Source organism: Dactylosporangium sp. NPDC000244 (genome assembly GCF_040300725.1).
Lineage (GTDB): Bacteria > Actinomycetota > Actinomycetes > Mycobacteriales > Micromonosporaceae > Dactylosporangium.
The window spans coordinates 77,244-98,204 of record NZ_JBEPEH010000004.1 but is presented as its reverse complement, the minus strand read 5'-3'; the positions used below and the strand labels follow the sequence as shown (position 1 = coordinate 98,204).

Annotated in this window: 21 protein-coding genes; 10 read left to right on the top strand and 11 right to left on the bottom strand. The window is 73.1% G+C overall.

Features of this window, described 5'->3' with window-relative positions:
• Positions 1-36 precede the first annotated feature (36 nt).
• Positions 37-639, top strand: a complete 603-nt coding sequence (locus ABT369_RS07055) for a hypothetical protein (RefSeq protein ID WP_350610781.1) — start codon at positions 37-39, stop codon at positions 637-639.
• On the opposite strand, the gene ABT369_RS07050 is transcribed toward ABT369_RS07055, so the two are convergent.
• Positions 620-1,228, bottom strand: a complete 609-nt coding sequence (locus ABT369_RS07050) for a hypothetical protein (protein WP_350610780.1) — start codon at positions 1,226-1,228, stop codon at positions 620-622. The genes ABT369_RS07055 and ABT369_RS07050 overlap by 20 nt on opposite strands.
• Before the next feature lie 247 nt (positions 1,229-1,475).
• On the opposite strand from ABT369_RS07050, the gene ABT369_RS07045 reads away from it, so the two are divergent.
• A complete protein-coding gene (locus tag ABT369_RS07045) occupies positions 1,476-2,099 on the top strand; it encodes a DUF305 domain-containing protein (RefSeq protein ID WP_350610779.1) in 624 nt (207 codons plus the stop codon).
• Between the two features lie 95 nt (positions 2,100-2,194).
• Positions 2,195-3,844 (top strand): cellulase family glycosylhydrolase, encoded by a 1,650-nt coding sequence (locus ABT369_RS07040; RefSeq protein WP_350610778.1) that lies wholly within the window; start codon positions 2,195-2,197, stop codon positions 3,842-3,844.
• Positions 3,845-3,964: 120 nt separating this feature from the next.
• Here the strand turns inward: ABT369_RS07040 and ABT369_RS07035 are convergent, their stop codons facing one another.
• The 3 genes from ABT369_RS07035 to ABT369_RS07025 form a co-directional block, all read right to left on the bottom strand.
• Positions 3,965-5,845: a discoidin domain-containing protein gene (locus ABT369_RS07035; RefSeq protein ID WP_350610777.1), complete on the bottom strand. Its 1,881-nt coding sequence runs from the start codon at positions 5,843-5,845 to the stop codon at positions 3,965-3,967.
• Positions 5,846-5,864: 19 nt separating this feature from the next.
• Positions 5,865-8,078, bottom strand: coding sequence for a rhamnogalacturonan lyase family protein (locus ABT369_RS07030; protein ID WP_350610776.1), 2,214 nt, complete (start codon positions 8,076-8,078; stop codon positions 5,865-5,867).
• 127 nt (positions 8,079-8,205) lie between these two features.
• Complete coding sequence (locus tag ABT369_RS07025; RefSeq protein WP_350610775.1) at positions 8,206-9,489, bottom strand: ThuA domain-containing protein; 1,284 nt, start codon at positions 9,487-9,489, stop codon at positions 8,206-8,208.
• A 202-nt stretch (positions 9,490-9,691) separates the two neighbouring features.
• On the opposite strand from ABT369_RS07025, the gene ABT369_RS07020 reads away from it, so the two are divergent.
• Entirely contained in the window at positions 9,692-10,534 is an 843-nt protein-coding gene (locus ABT369_RS07020; RefSeq protein WP_350610774.1) for an aminoglycoside phosphotransferase family protein, read from the top strand.
• On the opposite strand, the gene ABT369_RS07015 is transcribed toward ABT369_RS07020, so the two are convergent.
• Entirely contained in the window at positions 10,513-11,544 is a 1,032-nt protein-coding gene (locus ABT369_RS07015; protein WP_350610773.1) for a LacI family DNA-binding transcriptional regulator, read from the bottom strand. The two genes, ABT369_RS07020 and ABT369_RS07015, sit on opposite strands and share 22 nt — an antisense overlap.
• A 152-nt stretch (positions 11,545-11,696) precedes the next feature.
• Here ABT369_RS07015 and ABT369_RS07010 point away from each other — a divergent pair, with 152 nt between their 5' ends.
• The 3 genes from ABT369_RS07010 to ABT369_RS07000 are packed head-to-tail and all read left to right on the top strand — an operon-like array spanning position 11,697 to position 14,520.
• Complete coding sequence (locus ABT369_RS07010) at positions 11,697-12,755, top strand: substrate-binding domain-containing protein (RefSeq protein ID WP_350610772.1); 1,059 nt, start codon at positions 11,697-11,699, stop codon at positions 12,753-12,755.
• Complete coding sequence (locus ABT369_RS07005) at positions 12,752-13,768, top strand: ABC transporter permease (RefSeq protein ID WP_350610771.1); 1,017 nt, start codon at positions 12,752-12,754, stop codon at positions 13,766-13,768. The genes ABT369_RS07010 and ABT369_RS07005 overlap by 4 nt, the downstream gene beginning before the upstream one ends.
• Positions 13,765-14,520 (top strand): ATP-binding cassette domain-containing protein, encoded by a 756-nt coding sequence (locus tag ABT369_RS07000; RefSeq protein WP_350610770.1) that lies wholly within the window; start codon positions 13,765-13,767, stop codon positions 14,518-14,520. Before ABT369_RS07005 ends, ABT369_RS07000 begins: the two co-directional genes overlap by 4 nt.
• A 43-nt stretch (positions 14,521-14,563) precedes the next feature.
• Here ABT369_RS07000 and ABT369_RS06995 read toward each other — a convergent pair whose 3' ends face one another.
• Entirely contained in the window at positions 14,564-15,130 is a 567-nt protein-coding gene (locus ABT369_RS06995) for a hypothetical protein (RefSeq protein WP_350610769.1), read from the bottom strand.
• Between the two features lie 295 nt (positions 15,131-15,425).
• On the opposite strand from ABT369_RS06995, the gene ABT369_RS06990 reads away from it, so the two are divergent.
• Positions 15,426-16,532: a serine hydrolase domain-containing protein gene (locus ABT369_RS06990; RefSeq protein ID WP_350610768.1), complete on the top strand. Its 1,107-nt coding sequence runs from the start codon at positions 15,426-15,428 to the stop codon at positions 16,530-16,532.
• Here ABT369_RS06990 and ABT369_RS06985 read toward each other — a convergent pair.
• Entirely contained in the window at positions 16,514-17,080 is a 567-nt protein-coding gene (locus tag ABT369_RS06985) for a DinB family protein (protein WP_350610767.1), read from the bottom strand. The two genes, ABT369_RS06990 and ABT369_RS06985, sit on opposite strands and share 19 nt — an antisense overlap.
• Positions 17,081-17,258: 178 nt before the next feature.
• Between ABT369_RS06985 and ABT369_RS06980 the strand changes: the two genes are divergently transcribed.
• Positions 17,259-17,612 (top strand): histone-like nucleoid-structuring protein Lsr2, encoded by a 354-nt coding sequence (locus tag ABT369_RS06980; RefSeq protein ID WP_350610766.1) that lies wholly within the window; start codon positions 17,259-17,261, stop codon positions 17,610-17,612.
• A gap of 102 nt (positions 17,613-17,714) precedes the next feature.
• Positions 17,715-18,833, top strand: a complete 1,119-nt coding sequence (locus ABT369_RS06975; protein ID WP_350610765.1) for a glycosyltransferase — start codon at positions 17,715-17,717, stop codon at positions 18,831-18,833.
• Between the two features lie 44 nt (positions 18,834-18,877).
• Here the strand turns inward: ABT369_RS06975 and ABT369_RS06970 are convergent, their stop codons facing one another.
• From ABT369_RS06970 to ABT369_RS06955, 4 genes are read right to left on the bottom strand one after another with little or no spacing between them, the layout of a single operon-like run.
• On the bottom strand, positions 18,878-19,141 hold the full coding sequence (locus ABT369_RS06970; RefSeq protein WP_350610764.1) for a YciI family protein: 264 nt from the start codon (positions 19,139-19,141) through the stop codon (positions 18,878-18,880).
• A gap of 30 nt (positions 19,142-19,171) precedes the next feature.
• Positions 19,172-19,582 (bottom strand): VOC family protein, encoded by a 411-nt coding sequence (locus tag ABT369_RS06965; protein WP_350610763.1) that lies wholly within the window; start codon positions 19,580-19,582, stop codon positions 19,172-19,174.
• Complete coding sequence (locus tag ABT369_RS06960) at positions 19,572-20,423, bottom strand: AraC family transcriptional regulator (RefSeq protein ID WP_350610762.1); 852 nt, start codon at positions 20,421-20,423, stop codon at positions 19,572-19,574. The genes ABT369_RS06965 and ABT369_RS06960 overlap by 11 nt, the downstream gene beginning before the upstream one ends.
• A 9-nt stretch (positions 20,424-20,432) precedes the next feature.
• Complete coding sequence (locus tag ABT369_RS06955) at positions 20,433-20,855, bottom strand: STAS domain-containing protein (protein WP_350610761.1); 423 nt, start codon at positions 20,853-20,855, stop codon at positions 20,433-20,435.
• Positions 20,856-20,961: the final 106 nt, after the last annotated feature.

Here is a 20,961-nt window from a genome sequence, read left to right as displayed (position 1 = left end):
AAACGTTTCGGCGGGTACGCGTGCGACAATGCCGCCATGCGGGTTGAGAAGGGCGCCGTGCCGGTCCTGCTGTGGTGCCTGGCCACCACGGCGAGCATCGGCGTCGCCTCGCTGGCGTTGCGCCCGGTGCTGCGCACGGCCGTGCCCCAGGACTCGATCCCGGTCGCGGCCGGCGACGAGCGCGGCGACCGGAAGGTCGCGACCCAGACGCTGCCGCCGCCGTCGGCCGGGCCCTCCGCGCCGGACACGGTCATCATCGAGGACCCGAGCTCGGCGTTCGCGCCGCCGCCGACCAGCCCGGGCGCGACCCGCACCACGCAGGCGCCGCCGACGCAGAAGAGCACGGCCCCGCCCCGCACCGTCGACGGCTGGACGGTGACGACGGGCTCGGACGGCGTGGACGTGTATCTCAAGTCGTTCCGGTCCGAGGGCGGCGACGCGGTGGTCCGGATCCGGGCCGAGGTCGTCTCGCTCGTCACCGCCACGCCCCGGGAGGGCTACTCGGTGTCGCAGGCCCAGAACGAGCCGGCCCGGCTCGTCGTGCAGTTCGTGTCGGACAGCGGTGGCGCGGCGTACCTGGTCGACTGCATGTGGTGGCAGGGCGGCCCGCACGGGTCGGTCACGAAGGTCGGGAACTAGTCATGTGCCGGTGGAAGCGGCGCACGGTGGCCCGGTCGGCCAGCGCGCCCGCGATGCCGAGCGCGAGGGTGTAGACGGCGAGCAGCGGGACCGTGATCCGGGCCGTGGTGCGCGCGGTGGCCTCGGCCCCGACCAGCGCCGCCGGCCACCAGCGGACCTCGTCGGCGGTGCCGGTGCGGTAGACCTCGGCGGTGTCGCCGATGTCGTGGACCGCCCCGCTCGCGAGCCGGAACGGGGTGGGCCGTCCCGCGGGGTCGCGGAACCTGTAGGTGCAGCCCGTGCCGGTGCCCGCGCACTGCCGCTGGTCGACCACCAGGGTCAGGCGGGGGCGTTCGCGCAGGTGGTGTACGCCGGACGCGTAGACCGTGGTGGTGAGCGCGATGATCGCGAGGGGCATCGCGAGCAGGATCGGCCGCGGCCGGCTGATCAGGCTGCCGAGCGCGCCGGTGACGACCAGGCCGCCGGCGAACGCGGCCGCCAGGGCCCACGGGAAGCTGTCGGCGAGCGCGGCGAAGCCGAGCGCGTACGAGCCCAGGCCCCACAGCACCGCGACCAGGAGCACCACCGGAACGCGCAGGAGGCGCCTCACCGCTCCAGTCTTGCGTATACGGCGCCGATGATCCTTATGTTCGAGTTAAAAGCGTTATTCGCGCCCGTCGAAAATCATCGGCACAACTTAATCCGCAGCTAATAGAAACCGGCCCGGCCGCGGATTTACCGTCGAGGTCGTGACCCAGGACGGCGACGAGCCCATCAACGGTGCCAGCGTGGCTCTGTCGAGCGAGCCTACGCCCTCCGAACCGGAGAATGCTCCTGTTGCTGCGCAGGAGCCCGCCGTGGCCGACGGGGAAGGCGAGGAGGACGAGGACGACGAGGAAGTCGCCAAGCGCGATCTCTGGCGCCGCGTCCTCGCCGTCGCCGTCGTGCTCGTGGCCACGCTCGCCGTCGTGCTGCTGTGGGCCCGCCCCGCGCACGAGCCCGGCGCGCCCGCGCTGCCGCCCGGCGGCCAGCCCGCCGCGTCGGGCAACCTGAACCCGACCGACTTCGCCTTCCTGCAGCTCATGATCTCGCTGGACAACAGCGCGCTGCCGCTGTTCGACCTGCTCAAGGACGACGCTCAGCTCGCGGGGGTCGTGGGCCCGGCCGCCACCGGGCACCGTGACGAACTCGCCGCGCTGCGCTCCGCCCTGACCGCCGGCGGGGGCGTCGAGAACGCGTCCGAGCACGCCGGGCACGACCTGCCCGGGATGGTGCTCGAGGACGACCTCGCCGCGATCCGCGCCGCGCCCGCCGAGCAGCGCCTGGCCGCGGCGGTCCGGGTGCTGCGCGAGCACTTCGAGGGCACGACGCACCTGGCGACCTCGGAGGGTACGGCCGGATCCGACACGGCCACGAAGGGCGCCGCCGAACGGATCCTCGCCGCCCACACGAAGCTGCTGCAGGCCCTGCCGGCGGTGTAAGTTTCCGTCCGCTCTACCGCTCTGAGCTGCACAAACTCCCCGGTTCGCGATCACCGGCTGGGCAGAATGTGACGTGTCTCAATACAACAACGGGCATGAGGAGACTCTGGGCCGCCGTCGCGGCCAGCAGCATGGCCGTCGTCGGCGCGGTCGCCGTCATCGGCCTCAACAGCACGGCATCCGCGGCCACCGGCGGCACCGGAACCGGATACCTGAGCACCGTCGGTGCCCAGCTCGTCGACGCGAGCGGCACCAAGGTCCGCCTCACCGGCCTCAACTGGTTCGGCATGGAGACCGACAACAAGACGTTCCACGGGCTGTGGGCCCGGCCGTGGCGGGACCACCTCGACCAGATGGCGAGCCTCGGGTACAACACCATCCGGGTGCCCTTCTCCGAGGATGCGCTCAAGCCGGGCGCGCAGGCGAACAGCGTCGACGGGTACAGCAACCCCGACCTGGTCGGCCTCACCCCGCTGCAGATCCTCGACAAGGTCGTGGACTACGCCGGCAGCAAGGGCATGCGCATCCTGCTCGACCGGCACCGCCCGACGAGCGCGGGGCAGAGCGCCCTGTGGTACGTCCCGGCGACGCCCGAGGCGACGTGGATCAGCAACTGGCAGATGCTCGCCCGCCACTACGCCGGCAACACCACGGTCATCGGCGCCGACCTGCACAACGAGCCGCACGCCGACGGCACCGACCCGAACGGCACCGGCGCCTGCTGGGGCTGCGGCGACGTGAACCGCGACTGGCGCCTGGCCGCCGAGCGGGCCGGCAACGCCATCCTCGACGCGAACCCGAACTGGCTCATCGTCGTCGAGGGCGTCAGCTGCCCGAGCGGCGGCAACGCCAACGCCTGGGACAACATCCCGGACGAGCCGTGCGGCTGGTGGGGCGGCAACCTGTCGAAGGCCGGGCAGTTCCCGGTGCGCCTGAACAAGCCGAACAAGCTCGTGTACTCCGCGCACGAGTACGCCAACTCCGTGTACCACCAGGCGTGGTTCGACGACCCGAGCTTCCCGGACAACCTCCCCGCCATCTGGGACCAGTTCTGGGGCTACCTGCAGAAGCAGAACATCGCGCCGGTGCTGATCGGCGAGTTCGGCAGCACCCTGCAGAACCCGCAGGACGTGCGGTGGCTGCAGAAGCTCATGCAGTACATGGGGACCGGCGTCACGGGCATGAACTTCACGTACTGGTCCTGGAACCCGAACTCGGGCGACACCGGCGGCATCGTCGGCGATGACTGGAAGACGGTCAACCAGCAGAAGCAGTCGATCCTGCAGCCGTACCTCATCCCGCCCGTCGGCGGCGGCACCGGCCCCACGGGCTCGCCTTCCGCGTCCACCTCGGTCTCGCCGTCCGTTTCGGTCTCGCCGTCCGCTTCGGTCTCGCCGTCGGCGTCGAAGAGCCCGTCGAACCCGCCCCCGACCGGCGGCTGCACCGCCACCGTGAAGATCGACAATGCCTGGCAGGGCGGCTTCCAGGCCAGCGTCACGGTGAAGAACACCGGCAGCGCGGCCGTCAACCCGTGGACCGCCACCTTCGCCGTGCCGTCCGGCGTGACGCTGCAGAGCGGCTGGAACGCCACCGTCACCCAGTCCGGCACCACGTTCACGGCGGCCGCCCCGAGCTGGGCCCCGTCGCTGGCCGCGGGCGCCTCGGTGACGATCGGCTTCACCGCGAACGGCCCGTCGAGCCCCGCCCCGTCCGGCGTCAAGCTCAACGGCGCCACCTGCTCGTAACCTAGGGGGATTCGCGGCCCGGGGAGAGGATTCGGCACCCTCCCCGGGCCGCGCTCTTTCTGCCCTGTCGCCGGACCCCGCCACCCGCTGACCGCCGGCCGCGCGTGCCCGGCGTGAGCGTCACAGGCGGTAGAGCTCCAGCGACGACAGCTGCCCCGCGCCCTGGACCGTGTTCGCGGTGAAGACCAGGCGCACGTAGCGCCACTGCGAGCCCGGCAGCGTGATCGTCGCGCGCTGGCCCGAGGTGGGGTCGAAGGTGTACGTCGCCGCGCTCACCAGCGTCGAGAACGTCTTGTCGTCGGCGCTCGCCTGGACCTCGATGCGCTGGCTGCGGGCCGGCCACGCCGTCGAGGGCGGCAACCGCAGCACCGCGCGGCGGACCTGGGCCGGATTGCCGAGGTCGACCTGCACCCACTGCGGGAACGCGTTGCTGCGGCTCTCCCAGTACGTGCTCGGGTCGCCGTCGGTGATGTTGCCGGAGCCGTACACGTCCGTGTGGCCGCTGTCGCGGGTGTTGCGGCCCGCGGCCAGGTTGAACAGGCCGTCGAGGCCGAGCGGGTCGGGGTTGCCGCTGCTCACCGTGCCCTCGGCGCCCGCGTCGGGCCCTGCCGACGCCGCCGGGCCGCTCGGGCGCGGGGCCGGCGACGACGGGCGGGCCGAGGGCGGGTGCTTGGAGCCGCTCGCGGCCGGGGCCGAGCCCGAGGCGCCGGGGACGAGGCCGGGGACGAGGTAGGGCTCGCCGGCCGCGTCCGTGCTGGTCGGCGGGCGGTCCGGCCACGCGGCCACCACCCCGGCGCCGAGCGCCAGGACCGCCGCGGCGCCCGCGGCCGCCAGGACCAGCCGGCCGCGCCGGGCGAGGGCCGCCACCGGGCCGGGCTCGGCGCCGAGCGCGAGGACCCTGGCGACCTGGTACGGCTTCGCCGCCGGGTCGCCGCCCGGGTGGCGCTCGGCGAGCTCGGCGGCCGCGGCCCGGCCCCAGTCCGTCGGCTCGCCGATCACCTCGAGCTCCACGCCGGCGGGCACGTCGGTCAGGGCCGCCGTGAACAGCGTGGACAGGGCCGGCCACACGAGGTCGTTGATGTCCAGCCCGGGGGTGCCCACGACGACCCGGTAGCGACCGTCGGCGAGCTGGCGGTACGGCGTCAGGTCGACCGTCGACTCCTGGGCCGGCACCGGCGCGGGCTCGGGGGCGGGCACCGCGGCGCGGCCCACGGCCGGCGGGAGCGGGCCGACCGGCATCGCGTGCAGGCCGCCGCCGGAGACGCGGACCAGCCAGCCGAGCTCGAGCGCGTAGGTGGCGGCGTCGAGCGCGCGCAGGCCCGGCTGCGGGGGCGTGGACGCCGCGACCTCCTCGCGGCCGTCGGGCAGGCACCGCAGCCGGGCGGCCGGCTCGGGCCACACGGGGTTCAGGCCGGCGTCGAGGGCGTACACCACGACCTCGCCCGACGGCGTGTGCAGGGGAATGCCGTTGACCAGGCTCACCGGCTCGCCCAGCTCGCCGGCGGCGGCGAGGGCGACGGCCCGGCCCGCCCCCTGCCCGGGCCCGAGGACGGCCACGTCGGCCGCCACCGGCAGGGCGCGCAGGGCGGCGGCGAGCCCGGGCCCGGTGACGGTGCCGTCGCACACGAGCAGCGGGCGGGCGGGGTCGACGGCGATCGAGCGGGTGATCTCCGGCGCCGGCTCGCTCGACAGCAGCCAGCCGGCCGGGATCGGGGTCGCGTCGAGGCCGCCGTCCGGCCAGGCGGGGTCCGGGAAGCGCAGCCCGGCCGCGACCCGCGGACCGGCGGGGGTGTGCCGCCACCAGCCGTCCGCGGCGAACATCGTGCCGCCGGGGGAGACGACGACCGGGCCGCCCGGCGCGAGCACGGGCAGGCCGAGCTCGGCCGCCAGGGCCGCGGCCGCGGGCTCGGCGGTGTCGAGCAGAACGACACCGTCGAGCCCGTCGGCCGCAAGCTCCGCGGGCGGGGTTCCATCGACAACCAGCCAGCCGGGCGACGTCACCCGGGCACCCTACCCGAACTTATCGGACATAGATGACGGGCTGCCTCGGAGCGGCCATGTTGCTGCCGATGAAGTACGACGGGTGCGGCGGCTGGTTGTACGCGGTGTTCTGCCACGCGATCGCCTCGCGGTACTGGCAGTCGTGCATCAGCGTGTACAACTTCGTCGTCGTCGGGATCGTCGTGCTGTAGATCCGCAGCGCCGTGTTGTTCGTCGTGGGCCAGACGACCTCCTCGCGCCAGTCGCCGAACAGGTCCGCCGACAGCGACGGCGTGGACTTCGTGCCGTTGTTGGAGTGCACGTCGGAGCCGGTCAGCAGGCGGGTGTCGCCGCTGGTGCCGTACTTGTCGATGTGCGTGCCGTCCAGCAGCTCGCGGGTCGTGTCGGCGTCCCACCAGATCACGAAGTTCGTCGAGCCGGGCTTGCGCGAGGACACCACCGTGCCGCTCGGCGAGCGCAGGCCGTCGGCGGCCGCGGACCACGACTCGGCGCCGGGGCTGCCGGCCCAGATGTCGTCGGAGACGCCGCGGCCGTTGTCGCCGTTGGCCGGGGTGGTCCACAGCACCTGGCCGGTGCGGGCGTCGGCCATCCACGAGGACGGCTTCGAGCCGTCCTCGTCCACCTTGAACTCCTCGAGGCCGGGGCGGGACGGGTCGAGGTCGCCGACGTGCATCGCGTCGCCGTGGCCGTTGCCGTTGTTCCACAGCTTGGCGCCGTTGTCGTCGATCGCCATCGCGCCGTACACGATCTCGTCCTTGCCGTCCTGATCGACGTCGGCGATGGCCAGCTGGTGGTTGCCCTGCCCGGCGTAGGCGCTGTTGCCGGAGGCGTTGCTGTCGAACGTCCAGCGCTTCGTCAGCGAGCCGTTGCGGAAGTCCCACGCGGCGATGACCGAGCGGGTGTAGTACCCCCGCGCCATGATGAGCGACGGGCGCTTGCCGTCGAGGTAGGCGGTCCCGGCGAGGAAGCGGTCGACGCGGTTGCCGTAGCTGTCGCCCCACGCGGAGACCGTCCCGCGCGGCGGGTCGTAGCTCACCGTCGACATCGCGGCGCCGGTCTGCCCGTTGAACATGGTCAGGTACTCCGGGCCGGACAGGACGTAGCCCGAGGAGTTGCGGTAGTCGGCGTTCGCGTCGCCGATCACGCGCCCGGTGCCGTCGGTGGTGCCGTCCGCGGTCTTCATCGCGACCTCGGCCCGGCCGTCGCCGTCGTAGTCGTAGACCTGGAACTGCGTGTAGTGCGCCCCGGCGCGGATGTTGCGGCCGAGGTTGATCCGCCACAGCCGCTGGCCGCTGAGCTTGTACGCGTCGACGTAGACGTTGCTGGTGACCCCCGACTGGGAGTTGTCCTTGCTGTCGGCCGGGTCCCATTTCAGGATGATCTCGTACTGCCCGTCGCCGTCGACGTCGCCGACCGACGCGTCGTTGGCGCTGTACGTGGAGCCCGGGCTGGAGATCGGCACGTCCAGGTAGCCCCCGCCGGTGAAGCGCAGCGAGGCCGGGGAGGCCGCCTGCTCGGCCCCGCCGACGACCGCCCGGACGGTGTAGGAGGCGTCGGCGGCGGCCCCGCTGTCGAGGTAGTTCGTCGAGTTGGTGACCGTCGCGACGCGGGTGCCGGCGCGGTACACGTTGAACGACGTGTCGAACGCCTCCGTGCCCAGCAGCCGCCACGACACCAGGTTCCCGCTGCCGGAGCGCACGGAGATGAGCCCGCGGTCGAGCTTCTCCATCTGCCGCCCGTTCTCACCCGAGGGCGGCGGCGAGGTCGAGGGCGTCGGCGAGGTCGTGACGGGCGGCGACGAGGTCGGTGTGGTCGTGCCTCCGGTGCAGGCGATCCCGTTGAGGGAGAAGGCCGACGGCACCGGGTTGGAGGACGTGTACGCGCCGTTGAAGCCGAACGAGACCGTCGCGTTCGTGGCGATCGCGGCGTTGTAGCCGGCGTCGACCGCCTTCATCGCGGTGCCGGACTGCGTGACGGTCGCGTTCCAGGCCTGGGTCACGGACTGTCCGCTCGCGAACGTCCACGTCAGGTTCCAGCCGGTGATCGCGTCGCCGAGGTTGGTGATGTCGACGTTCGCGCCGAAGCCGCCCTGCCACGTGTTGGTGATGGTGTACTGCACCCGGCAGCCGGCCGCCGCGGCGGAGGCGATGTGCACCGCCGCCACGGCACCGGCTCCGGCCGCCAGGATCGCCGCCGACGCGGCCACTGCTCTTCGCACGTTTCGCTCCCTCATCCGCCGGGCCGTTTCGGCGGACGGTAGCGCCGGTGCGAAGCGTTTCGAAAGACGTCGATCCCGGGACCGCACGCGACGGTCCCGGGATCGTGAAAGTTACGCTGGGAAAGCGCTTACCCCAGCACGGTCACCCCAGCTTGAACGACTGCGCGCCGGTGCCGTTGCACGCGTACTGCACCAGCTGCACGCTGTCGGCCGTCGAGGCCCCCGGCGTGTCCAGGCACTTGCCCGTGGCGCGGCTGACGAAGTGGTACCACCCGCCGCCCTCGGCCACCGGCTGCCACTGCTGGTTGGTGCCGCCGCTGTAGGCCCACAGCTGGATCGGCGCGTTGTCGGCGGTGGACTTGCCGGTCACGTCCAGCGACTGGGCCGGGTTGCCCTGGTTGTCGATGCGGTAGTAGCCGCCGTCGGTCGCCTGGAACCGGTAGTGCTGGGCGTTCGTGCCGTTGCAGGCGTACTGCTGGATCGCTGTGCCGTTCGCGGTGGCTGCCGCGCGGGCGTCGACGCACTTGCCGCTGGTCTTGTTGACGAGCGAGTAGTACGTGCCCGGCTGCAGGGGCCCCGAGGACGCCGTGGGTGTCGGCGACGACGAGGTCGGCGGGGTCGACGTCTGCCCCGCCAGCCACTGGATGCCCTGGATGATCCAGCGGTTCTGGTTCGCGCTCTCGAACGTCGAGGACGTGCGCGTGTTGGTGCTGTAGTTCATGCCGTTGTGGCCGAAGTTGGCGTACAGCATCTTGTAGTTGCGGTTGGTCCAGAGGATCGGGTAGTAGCCGCTGTACCAGGACTGGTTCGGGTCGGTGCCGACCGGGAAGCTGCTCGGGTCGACCGACGCGAGGATGTCGATGTTCGGGTTCTGGCGCAGGTCGTTGCTCCACGAGTACCACTCGGAGACCGCGGAGGTGAACGTCGCCGGCAGTCCGGCCGTCGACGGGTGGCCGCGGTCCTCGACCTTGTACGTGATGCGCGTCGGGCCCCACGTGTTGGTCTGGAACGCGCCGGAGCCGAGGAAGGTGTTGTAGTACCAGCTCCACGAGTTCGGGTCGGTGGTGAACGCACTCACGTGGAAGCCCATCCAGGCCCCGCCGTTCTGCATGTACTGCTGGAACGCGGCCCGCTGCCCGGAGGGCGGGGCGTCGTCCAGGAACATGATCACCTTGTACTGCGCCAGGCTGCCGGTGTTGAGCCGGCTCCAGTCGGTCGTGGCCTCCCAGGTGAAGCCGTTGGCGGCACCCTGGGCGGGGAACCACTCCTTGGCCTCTTTGTCGAAGTCGATGTGGGCGGCGTCCCAGGTGCCGTTGTAGAAGGCGAGCACCTTGAACGGGGTGGCGGCGAGGGCGGGCCGGATCACGAGGCCCACTCCCAGCAGCGTCAACAGGGCAAGCGCGGCCAGCGCCAGCTTTCTGCGCACGGTTGGGGGTTCCTATCGGGTGTAGGCGGGTGAGGGGTGGGCGGATCCGCTCAGTCGCATCATCGGGCATCGATGAGGCTCCGCACAAGGTAAAGAGCCCTAATAGTTAAAGTAAGTCGCCAATTAACCGAAACCGCAGGTCGGTCGGGGTCGCGCGGAAACTCGCTCGCCACTGCGGCGGGCCGGCTGCGACGATCGGGCGATGCTGGACGCCGGTGTCGTGCGCGGGCTCGTCGCCGCGCAGTTTCCGCGGTGGGCCGGCCTGCCCGTCGCGCCGGTCGAGTCGTCCGGGACCGACAACCACGTCTACCGGCTCGGCGACGGGCTGAGCGTGCGGTTGCCGCGCGTCGAGTACGCCGTCGCGCAGCTCGACCTCGAGCGCCGCTGGCTGCCGGTGCTCGCCCCGCACCTGGCCGCCGAGGTGCCGGATCCGCTCGCCCTCGGGGCGCCCGCGCTCGGATATCCGTATGCGTGGGGCGTGTACCGCTGGCTTGACGGCACCGTCCCCGACGACCCCGGCGCGATCGCGCACGACCTCGCGGACTTCGTGCTCGCCCTGCGCCGGATCGGCACCGCGGGCGGCCCGCGCGTGCAGCCCGACGGGCGCGGCGCGAGCCTGCGGGGCCGCGACGTCGGCGAGGCGATCGCGCGGCTGGCGCGGGACTACGACCCGGCCCGCCTCGAGGCCGTCTGGGAGCGCGACCGCGCCGCGCCCGAGTGGGACGGGCCGCCGGTGTGCGTCCACGGCGACCTGCACGCCGCGAACCTTCTCGCCCGCGGCGGACGCCTGAGCGCCGTGCTCGACTGGAGCTTCCTCGCCCTGGGGGACCCCGCCGTCGACCTCATGCCGGCCTGGCTCGCGTTTGGCCCCGCGGCGCGCGCGGCGTTCCCGGCGCGGGTCGACCCGGACCCGGCGACGTGGCGGCGCGGGCGGGCGTGGGCGTTCTCGTTCGGCCTCGGCGGGCTGGCGCACTACCGCCACACCAACGCGTACTTCGCGGACCTGGGCCGCCTCGCGATCGATCAGGTGCTGGCCGAGGCGTAGGGGCCGGGGAGCTCGCCGGACCCGCGGGCGATCAGGCGGGTCGCGACCACGTGCCTCGCCGGCTCCCAGGTCTCGCCGTCCAGGCGGCGGAACAGCAGCTCCGCGGCGAGGCGGCCCATCGCGGCCGGGTCCTGGGCCACCACCGTCACGGCGGGCTGCAGCAGGTCGGCGAGCGGGAAGTCGTCGAAGCCCACGAGTGCCACCGACGTGTGCCGGTCGCGGCTGCGCAGGGCCCGGATCGCGCCCAGCGTCACGAGGTTCTGCGCGCTGAAGCAGGCCGTCGGCGGGCGCGGGCCGTCGAGCATGCGCAGCAGCGCCGCCTCGGCCGCGTCCGCGGTGTGCAGGTCGTGGGCGACGTGCGCGGCGCTGCGGCGGATCCCGTGCTCGGCCAGGGCCTCCCGGTAGCCGGTGAAGCGCTGGCGCGCGGTCGCGATCGAGCGCAGGTCGCCGAGGTAGGCGATGTCGCGGTGGCCGTGCGCGACCAGGTGCTGCACCGCGGCCGCGGCGCCGGCCTCGTTGTCGGCGAGGACCGCGTCGGCGTGCAGGCCGACCGGCGGGCGGTCCACGAACACGACGGGGGTGTCCGGGTTCAGCTCGCGGGTGAGGTACGCCTGGTCGTCCCCGGCCGGCACCATGACCAGCCCGTCGGCCTGCCGCCGCGCGAACTCGCGCACCAGCGTCCGCTCGCGCTCCGGGTCCTCCTCGACGCTGCCGGCGAAGATGAGCACCCCGCGCTCGCGGGCGACGTCCTCGAGCGCGCGGTGCAGCGCCGAGGAGAACGGGTTCGCGATGTCCTCCAGCAGCGCGGCGATGGCGGCCGTGCGCCCGTCGGCCCGCCGCAGCCGGCTCGCGGTCATGTTCGGGCGGTAGCCCAGCTGCTCGATCGCCCGCCGGACCCGGCTCTCCTTGGTCGCGCTCACCCCCGGCTCGGCGTTCACCACGCGGGAGACGGTCTTCGGGCTGACCCCGGCCAGCTGGGCCACGTCGCGGAGAGTCGGTCGGGCGTCCACGGTGGCTCAGCGTACCGGGACCGGGTAGTGACAACGATGTCATCGATGGTCGACTGTGCTCGAATCGTTATCTGAGATCTTGGATCAGCCTATATTGACAATCGTGAGGACGTCTCGCGAGAGTATTTGACAACGTTGTCAAGGGAGGAACCATGCGCAGAGCACTGAGCGCGCTCGCCGTCGCCACCCTCGCGGTGCTGCCGGCCGCCGCGTGCGGCGACGACCGGGCCGGCGGCGGCAAGGACATCTCGGTCGCGCTCATCACCAAGAACTCCACGAACCCGTTCTTCGTCACCATGCAGGACGGCGCCAGGCAGGCCGCCGCGGCCGAGGGCATGAAGATCACGATCGCCGCGGGCAAGGCCGACGGCGACGAGGCCGGCCAGGTGCAGGCGATCGAGGACGCCATCGCCCGCGGCGACGCCGGCATCCTCATCACCCCGAACGGCCCCGGCGTCAACCCCGCCATCAAGAAGGCCCGCGACGCCGGGCTCTACGTGATCGCCCTCGACACCCCGCCCGACCCGGCGAACACCGTCGACATCACCTTCGCCACCGACAACTTCAAGGCCGGCGAGCTCATCGGCAAGTGGACCGCCACCACCCTGGCCGGCAAGCCCGCCGTCATCGCGCTGCTCGACCTGTTCAACGACAAGATCGTGTCCGTCGACTACAACCGGGACCAGGGCTTCCTGACCGGCATGGGCATCGACGCCAAGGACCGCAAGCGCAACGGCGACGAGGAGAGGACCGGCAACTACAGCGGCGGCACCTACACCATCGCCTGCAACGAGCCCACGAACGGCGCCGAGGACGGCGGCCGCACCGCGATGGAGCGCTGCCTGACCAAGAACCCCGGGATCAACGTGGTCTACACGATCAACGAGCCCGCGGCCGTCGGCGCCCAGCAGGCCATCAAGGCGGCCGGCGGGCCGAGCCCGATCGTCGTGTCGATCGACGGGGGCTGCGACGGCGTGCGGCAGGTCAGGGACGGGCTCATCAATGCCACATCGCAGCAGTACCCGCTCAAGATGGCCGAGCTCGGGGTCAAGGCGATCAAGCAGATCGCGAGCGGCGGGCAGAAGCCGCAGGTCTCCTCGGGCCTGGACTTCTACGACACCGGCGTCGCGCTGGTGACCGACAAGCCGGCCTCCGGCGTCGAGTCGATCGACACGGCGAAGGGCACGGAGCTCTGCTGGGGCAAGAAGTGACGGCCACGACCGCCGCGGAGCAGTTCGCGCTGCGCCGGCAGTCGCCGCTGCAGCGGGTACAACATGTGCTGCACGGGCATCCGGCCATCAGCCCGCTGCTCGTGCTCGTCGTCGCCGCGGTCGCGTTCTCGGCGATCAACCCGCGCTTCTCGTCGCCCAACTCGCTGTCGCTGGTGCTGCAGCAGGTCGCCGTCATCGGCGCGCTCGCGGTCGGCCAGACCCTCGTGATCCTCACCGCCGGCATCGACCTGTCCGTCGGGGCGATCACGATCCTGGCGATGATGCTCGCGGCGAAGCTGGCCGAGGGCGGGGGCGTGCCGGGGCCGGTCGCGGTGCTCGCCGGCATCGCCGTCGGGGTCGTCGCGGGGCTGCTCAACGGCGCGCTGGTGACCCGCATCGGCCTGCCGCCGTTCATCGTCACGCTCGGCACGCTGAGCGTGTTCACCGCGATCGGCCTGCTGTACTCCAAGGGCCAGAGCGTCCAGCAGGCCGACCTCCCGGCCTTCGTCAACTGGACGGGCGAGACGTTCGCGGTGGGCCGCTTCCACATCACCGCCGGCGTGGTGCTCGTCGCCGTGCTGTACTGCGTCGTCGGCTTCGCGCTGGCCAACACCGCCTGGGGCCGGCACGTCTACGCCGTCGGCGACGACCGGGAGGCGGCCCGCCTCGCCGGTATCCGCGTCGACCGCGTCCTGCTCAGCGTCTACACCCTCGCCGGGGCCATCTACGGCCTGACCGCCTGGATCCTCATCGGCCGGGCCGGCGCGGCGAGCCCGAACGCGATCGCCGACGCGAACCTCGAGAGCATCACCGCCGTCGTGATCGGCGGCACCAGCCTCTTCGGCGGGCGCGGCGCGCTGCTGGGCACCCTGCTGGGCGCGCTCATCGTCGGCGCCTTCCGCAGCGGGCTGTCCCTCGCCGGGGTCGACGACCAGTACCGCGTCCTCGCCGTCGGCCTGCTCGTCCTGCTCGCCGTGGCCGTGGACCAGTGGATCCGGCGGGTGAGGGCATGACCGTCGTGTTGTCGGCCCGCGGGCTGGTGAAGACCTTCGGCCGGGTCGTCGGGCTCGACGGCGTCGACCTCGACCTGCATGCCGGTGAGGTACTCGCGATCATCGGCGACAACGGCGCCGGGAAGTCCACGCTCGTCAAGTGCCTGACCGGTGCCCTGGTCCCGGACGCGGGCGAGATCCGCCTCGACGGCGAGCCGGTGCACTTCCGCCGCCCGCAGGACGCGCGCGAGGCCGGGATCGAGACCGTGTACCAGACCCTGGCCGTCGCGCCCGCGCTCGACATCGCCGGGAACCTCTACCTGGGCCGGGAGCGCCGCCGCCCGGGCGTGCTCGGCTCGGTCCTGCGCATGCTCGACAAGAAGGGCATGCGCGCCGACGCCGCCCAGGCGCTGTCGGACCTGGGCATCGGCACCCTGCAGAACATGGCCCAGCCGGTCGAGACGCTCTCCGGCGGCCAGCGTCAGGCCGTCGCCGTGGCCAGGGCGGCCGCGTTCGGCAGCAAGGTGATCGTGCTCGACGAGCCCACGGCCGCCCTCGGCGTGCGCGAGTCCAACCAGGTGCTCAAGCTCATCGGCGAGGTGCGCGCCCGCGGCCTGCCGGTGATCCTGATCAGCCACAACATGCCGCACGTGTTCGAGGTGGCCGACCGCATCCACATCCAGCGCCTCGGCCGCGGCGCGGGGGTCATCACCCCGGAGTCGCACACCATGGCGGAGGCGGTCGCCATCATGACCGGCGCGACGATGCTCTGACGGGGCCGGGCGGTCCTCGGTGACCGCCCGGCGCCACCCCGCCTCAGGCGTAGGTGTTGAGCAGGTCCCCGTTGTTGAAGACCGACGTGAGCTTGTCCAGGCCGACGCCCTGGCTCTGGAACTTCTTCACCAGCTCCGCCGCGCTGAGCTGGCTCAGGTCGCCGGTGTCGCTGTCGAGCAGGGTGCTGAGCTGCTTGACCTTCGAGTCGTCCCGCAGGCCCGCCGGGCCGCCCGGGCCGCCGCCGGGCCCACCCGGTCCGCCGGGGCCGCCCTGGCCGCGGCCGGGCATGCCCTGCCGGTCGGCGATCTTCTCGGCCATCTCGTCGTCGGAGACGCCGCCGGGGTTGGCGGGCGCGTCGCTGGGCTTGCCCGCCTTGATCGCCGCGATGAGGTCGTCGTGGGAGACGCCCTGCGCCTCGGCCACGTCGCTGAGGCTCTTGCCGTCGCGCAACTGGCTCTTCAGCTCGTCGGCCGACAGGCTCAGGGCCTTCGCGACGGACTGCAGGGGGTCCTGCCCGCCCTGCCGGGGCGAGCGCTCCGGCCGTTGCACACCGGAGAACTGCACGCTCTGCGAGGACGAGATGCTGCTGATGGCGCTGATCGAGGTCACGTTCGCTCCGTCCGTGGTGCCCGTGGGTGTACCGCCGAAATCGCTCCTGCCGCGTCGGCGAGCTTGACTTCGACCGGGCCCGGCGGGGTCGGAGCCTTTGCCAGGCTATTGCCAGCGTTCCCCGGCTTCTGCCAGCCGACCGGCCACCGCACGGGTGCGAACCGGTGCCATCCGGGTGCGCAGCGGTTGCCCGGCCACGGCGCGGTTTCCCGGGTGCGCAGCGGTTCCCGGGCGCGGAGCGGTTCCCGGGCGCGGAGCGGTTCCCCGGCTACGGCGCGAGCGGTAGTTTGGGGCCGTGCTCGACTGGAGCGAACGCGACCCGGACGGTGTGGACCGCGCCGGCCTCGAGGCGGCGGCCGCGATGGCCCGGGAGCGGGGCGGGGCCTCGCAGCTCGTCGTCGTCCGAGACGGCGTCGTCGTGCTCGACCGCGCCCACGGCTGCGACCCGGGCGCGCTCTTCTGGCTGTTCTCGACCAGCAAGCCCTACCTCGCGCTGCTGGTCCACCGGCTGATCGAGCGCGGCGCCCTCGGCCTCGACGACCCGATCGCGCGGCACTGGCCCGCGTTCGAGGCCAACGGCAAGGGCGCGATCACGGTACGGCACGTGCTCCAGCACCGCTCGGGCCTGCCGGTCGCGCGCTCCACCGCGCGCGACGCGCTCGCGATGACCGACTGGGACGCGTCGGTCCGGGCGCTGGAGCGGGCCCGCGCGCGGTTCCCGGCCGGCGAAGGCCCCGCCTACCAGTACCTCTCCTTCGGCTTCCTGCTCGGCGAGCTGGTCCGGCGCGTCACGGGCGAGCCGGTCGAGGAGTCGCTGGCCGCCGGGCTCCTGCGCCCGCTCGGCCTGCGCGACACGTTCCTCGGCCTGCCCGGCCCCGAGTGGCACCGCCACGTGCCCATCCACGGCCGCGGCCCCGCCCCCCGGGCCGCCGCCGCGTTCATCAACCGCCGGGCGACCCGCCGCGCCGTCATCCCGGCCGCGGGCGTCTCCGCGACGGCCCGGGACATCGCGGTGTTCTACGAGGCGCTGGTGCGCGGCGGGAGCCTGGGCGGGGTGCGGCTGCTGCGTCCGGAGACGCTGGCGGTGGCGACGGCGCCGACCAGCGACGGCACCGTCGACGCCCACATCGGCCTGCCGATCCGCTGGTCGCACGGATTCCAGCTGGGCGGCCCCGGCCTCGACGCGCTCCGGCCGCGACCGATGGGCCGCACCAGCAGCCCGGACGCGTTCGGCCACAACGGCAGCAACGTCTGCGTCGCCTGGGCCGACCCGTCCCGGCGGCTCGTGACGGTGTACCTCACCAATCTCCTGGGCCCGCCCGAGCCCGCCGCGGCCGCCCAGAACGCGATCAGCGAGACGGTGCTCGCCGCGTGCCCGCCGGTTCAGCAACGCGCGGCGTAAAGGTCGCGCAGGAGGCCGACCTCGCCGCCGTGGTGCATCGTTTCACGGTTCACGTGCACGATGAGCGCGGCCATCGGATCGGCGGAGAAATAGGCGCCCTTCGGTCCCAGCGGCGTGCGCATCGCCTCGTCGTCGAGCGCGGCGATGTGCTCGTGCCATTGCCGGTAACTGTCGTGCAGGAACGCCACCCCGCCGGCCGCGGTGCCGGGCAGATCGCCGGGCACGTGACGCGGGTCGAACATGTCGCCATCGGCTTGCTCGCCGAGGGCCGGGAAGAACGTCGCCGAACGGATGACGAAACACCCGACCGCGATGTGCATCATCCGCCAGGCGATCGTGGTGACCGGCTGCGGCTGCCGCTGGGTCGTGACGCCGTCGGGCCGGAATCGGCCGTCCTCGCCGGCGCGGACGCTCCAGCACCCGGGCACCGGCTCCCAGAAGTATTCCTCGTCGGTGAGCCCTTGCAACCGCGGCCATAGATGGGCGTCCCAGTAGAACTCCAGCTGGGCGACGAGCAGGCGCCCCCAGTCCAGCGGCGGTGCGCTCATGCTCCCAGCCTGGACCGGTCAAGGGTTCCGGCAGGTTGCGTGTAATTACCTCGACACGAACGGTGATGAACTGATTTCCCCCGCTATCTGGCGGGAATGCAATTGATTGGCGATACTGTTCGCCACGGGCACCGTTATTTCCAGTCCGGACCCAGTCGCTCACGGGAGGTCGGCCGGCATGGCCAAGCGTGTCATTCAGGAACTGATCGACGATCTGGACGGTAAGCCCGCCGATGAGAGTGTGACGTTCGGCCTCGATGGCGTGCAGTATTCGATCGACCTGTCCAAGAAGAACGCGGAGAAACTGCGCGCCGCGCTCAAGCCCTACATTTCCGCGGGCACCAAGGTCGGCCGCAGCGCGACCGTTGGGGCCCGAACCACCCCGGGCCGGGGCCGCGGCACGACGCGGGGCGATCGCGACCAGAACCGCGCGATCCGGGAATGGGCGCAGGGCGCCGGATTCCAGGTTTCCGACCGTGGCCGCATCAAGCAGGAGATCGTGGACCAGTTCCACGCTGCCACGGGCCGCTAGACCATCGGACCCGGCCGCCGGGGCGCCCTCCGCGGGCCCCGGCGGCCGAGTTCGCGGGCCTGAATCGCTCAAGGCCGGGGCGCGCCGGCCGATCGGGCCGGGGTGAACCTGGTCGCGGTGCTCATCGTCCGCAACGAGGCGGCCAACCTGCCCGGCTGCCTGTCCTCCCTCCGCGGGATCGTCGACGGCGTGCACGTGCACGACACCGGCTCCAGTGACGAGACCGTCGACCTCGCGCGCTCGCTCGGGGCCACGGTGAGCACGGGGGAGTGGCGGGACGACTTCGCCGCCGCGCGCAATGCCGCGGTGCAAGCCGCCATCCAAGCCGCCGCCGGTGCCGCCGCTCAGGCCGCCGGTGTCACCGTCCAGGCCGCCATCCAAGCCGTCCAGGCCGCCAACCAGTCAGTCGCCGGTGTCGCCGCCCAGGCCGCCAACCAAGCCGTCCAGGCCGCCGAGGGGCCGGAGTGGGTGCTGAGCATCGACGCCGACGACCGGGCCGAGGGCGACCCGCGGCGGCTGCGCGCCATCCTCGCGTCGGCCCGCAGCGGGGCGCTGCTCGTGCCGATCGACAACCGGCACGACGAGCTGCCGTACACCCACCACACCCCGCGGCTCTTCCGCCCCGCCCGTGTGCACTGGGAGGGGCGGGTCCACGAGCGGCTCGTGCCGGCGGACGGCGTCTGGCCCGCGCTGCCCCGCGAGGCGCTGCACTTCGTGCACCACGGGTACGCGGACGCCGAGACCCGCCGGCGCAAGGCCCTGCGCAACGCCGCGATCGGCGAGGAGGTGCTGGAGCAGCTCAGCGGGGAGGCCGACCGCGACCTGGCCGCCACGACGCTGCTCGACCTCGGGCGCAGCTACGTCGGCGCCGGGCGGGCCCAGGAGGCCGTCAACGCCTTCGAGCACCTGCGTGAACGCACCCGGCCCGGCGACCGGCAGTGGGTGCTCGGCACCGACGCGCTGGCCCGGCTGCTGCTCGGCGCGGGGCACGACGACGCCGTGGTCTTCCTCGCGCGCGAGCTGCGCGAGCAGGGCGCCGAGCGCCAGTACTGCGACTGGCTCGAGGCCCAGGCTCTCGCCCAGCTCGGGCACGCCGACGAGGCCTGGCGGCTGCTGAGTGGCGTCAAGCACGTCGTCGACCCGGCCGGGCGCGTCTACCCGCCGGGGCACCTCGCCGAGCTCAAGCGGCTGCTCGGCGAGCTGGTGGCGGCGCGCCGCTAGCACTCAAGACCGGCCGGCACAGACCGGCCGGCACTCAAGACGGGCTAGCACTCCAGGCCGGGGCCCGGGCGGTCGGTCATCAGCGGGCGCACCGAGACCGGGCCGCCCGCAGCCGCCGCGATCTGCACCGCGCGCTCCAGCGAGTCGACGTCGATCAGCCAGTACCAGCGAAACGCCCCGGGACCGGCGCCGCCCTCGATCCGGACCGTCAGGCTCGGGTCGGCGAGCCGGCCCGCGTCGACCAGCTCGCCCCCGAGCTCGGCCGGCGGCGCCGACCCGGCCGCGTGCAACAGCAGGAACTTCGTCATGCCCGAAGGTCGGAGCCGGCGGGCGCGGCTCTACACGGGACGGGGCTCGCCGCGGTAGGTGCCGAACGACCACAGGTTGCCCTCCGGGTCGCGCGCCGCGAACCCCCGCGAGCCGTAGCCGGTCTCGTGCAGCTCCTGCAGGATCTCCGCGCCGGCGGCCGTGGCCCGCGCGTAGAGCGCGTCCGGCTCGGCGGTCACGACGTAGCAGCCGAACGTGCCGGGCTTCAGGTTCCACGGCGAGCCGTCGCGGCGGTCGCTGCCGAGCATGACGCCGCCGCCCTCCGGCCAGGCCAGCTCGGCGTGCTCGATGCGCTCGCCGTCGCCGTGCGCGGCGACCTCGACGAAGCCGAACGCGTCGACGAGGAAGGTGATCAGGGCGCGGGCGTCGGTCGCGCGCAGGGTGGGCCACACGGTCGGCGGCGGGGTCCGGTCATCGCTCATGGGCCGAGTCTGCCCGGGGCAGGTCCACCGGGGATTGCACGTTTCGGAACTCCTCCGCCCACCAGCGGGCCGGCGGCAGCCCGGCCAGCGCGGCGAACTCGCGGGTCAGGTGGGCCTGGTCGTAGTAGCCGCAGGCCACGGCGAGCGAGGCGAGGGGGTGGGCGCCGGCCGACTCCTGCAGCAGCCGCCGGGCCCGGTCGAAGCGGGCCACCCGCCCGGCGACCTTCGGCGACAGGCCGATCTCGACGCCGAAGCGGCGCGCGAGGTACCGCCCGCTCCACCCGGTCTCGCCGGCGAGCTCGGCCGGGCCGACCGCGCCGCCGCTCGCGCACAGCCGGCGCCAGGCGAACGCCACCTCCGGCGCCGGGAGCAGGCCGGGCGCCGCGCGCCGGGTGAGCAGCTCGTCGACGACGCGGAACCGGGCCGGCCAGTCCGCGGCGAGCCCGACCCGCTCGCGCAGCTCGGCCGCGAACGGCCCGAGGACGTCGGTGCCGTGCAGGTCCGCCCCGGCCAGCTCGCCCGCGGGCAGGCCGAGCAGGGCGCGGGCGCCCAGCGGGGACAGGGCCACCTGGACGCCGGCCGAGCCACCCGCCTGCTCGATCAGCGCGGGGGTGGTGTGCAGGCCGCCGATGAGGGTGTCGTACTCCCCGGGCGGCGCGGCCGGGTCCGGGTGCGCGGCGACGCGCAGGGGCCGGTCGAGCGTGATGATCAGCGTGAGGTACGGCGACGGCAGCCCCCGGTGCCACCCGGCCGGCAGCGCGGGCTGGGCGTAGCCCGTGTACCAGGCCGCGAAGGGCCGCACGGCCGGGGCGGGCCGCCAGCGGACGTACGCGGGCTCCACTCGCCCAGGTTAGGCGCTGCGGCGGTCCGCGCGGTTCATCGGCCACGCGTTCGGGGAAGGCGCCGCGTCCGGCTCGGTGATCAGCGCGTTCGCGTCGCCGTCGAGGGCGGCGGGCACGGTGCGGTAGGTCGGGATGGTGGTGAGCGTCCCGCCCTCACGCAGCGTGTGCACGACCTGCGCGTTCGGCGCGGCGAGCACCAGCGAGCCGCCCTGCTCGGCGGCGATGCCCGCGGTCACGCGCAGCATCACCACGCCGGTGCAGTCGATCGCGGCCACCGCCTCGAGGTCGACGACGATGCGGAGCTCGGGCCGCAGCAGTGCCTGCGACAGCGCCGTCTCCAGTTGCAGGGCGCTGGCCGCCACCAGCGCCCCGTGACAGGACAGCACCGTGGCGGCAGCGAGTCGTTCCACCGCGAGGGTCAGTGCTGCCATGCTGCGACGATACGGTCTGCGGTGACGGTGGGTGAACCACTGTCCAGCCGGTAACCCCGTCCGTCCGGCCGGTGCCCACACCACCGGACGTCGCGGTCGGTGATCG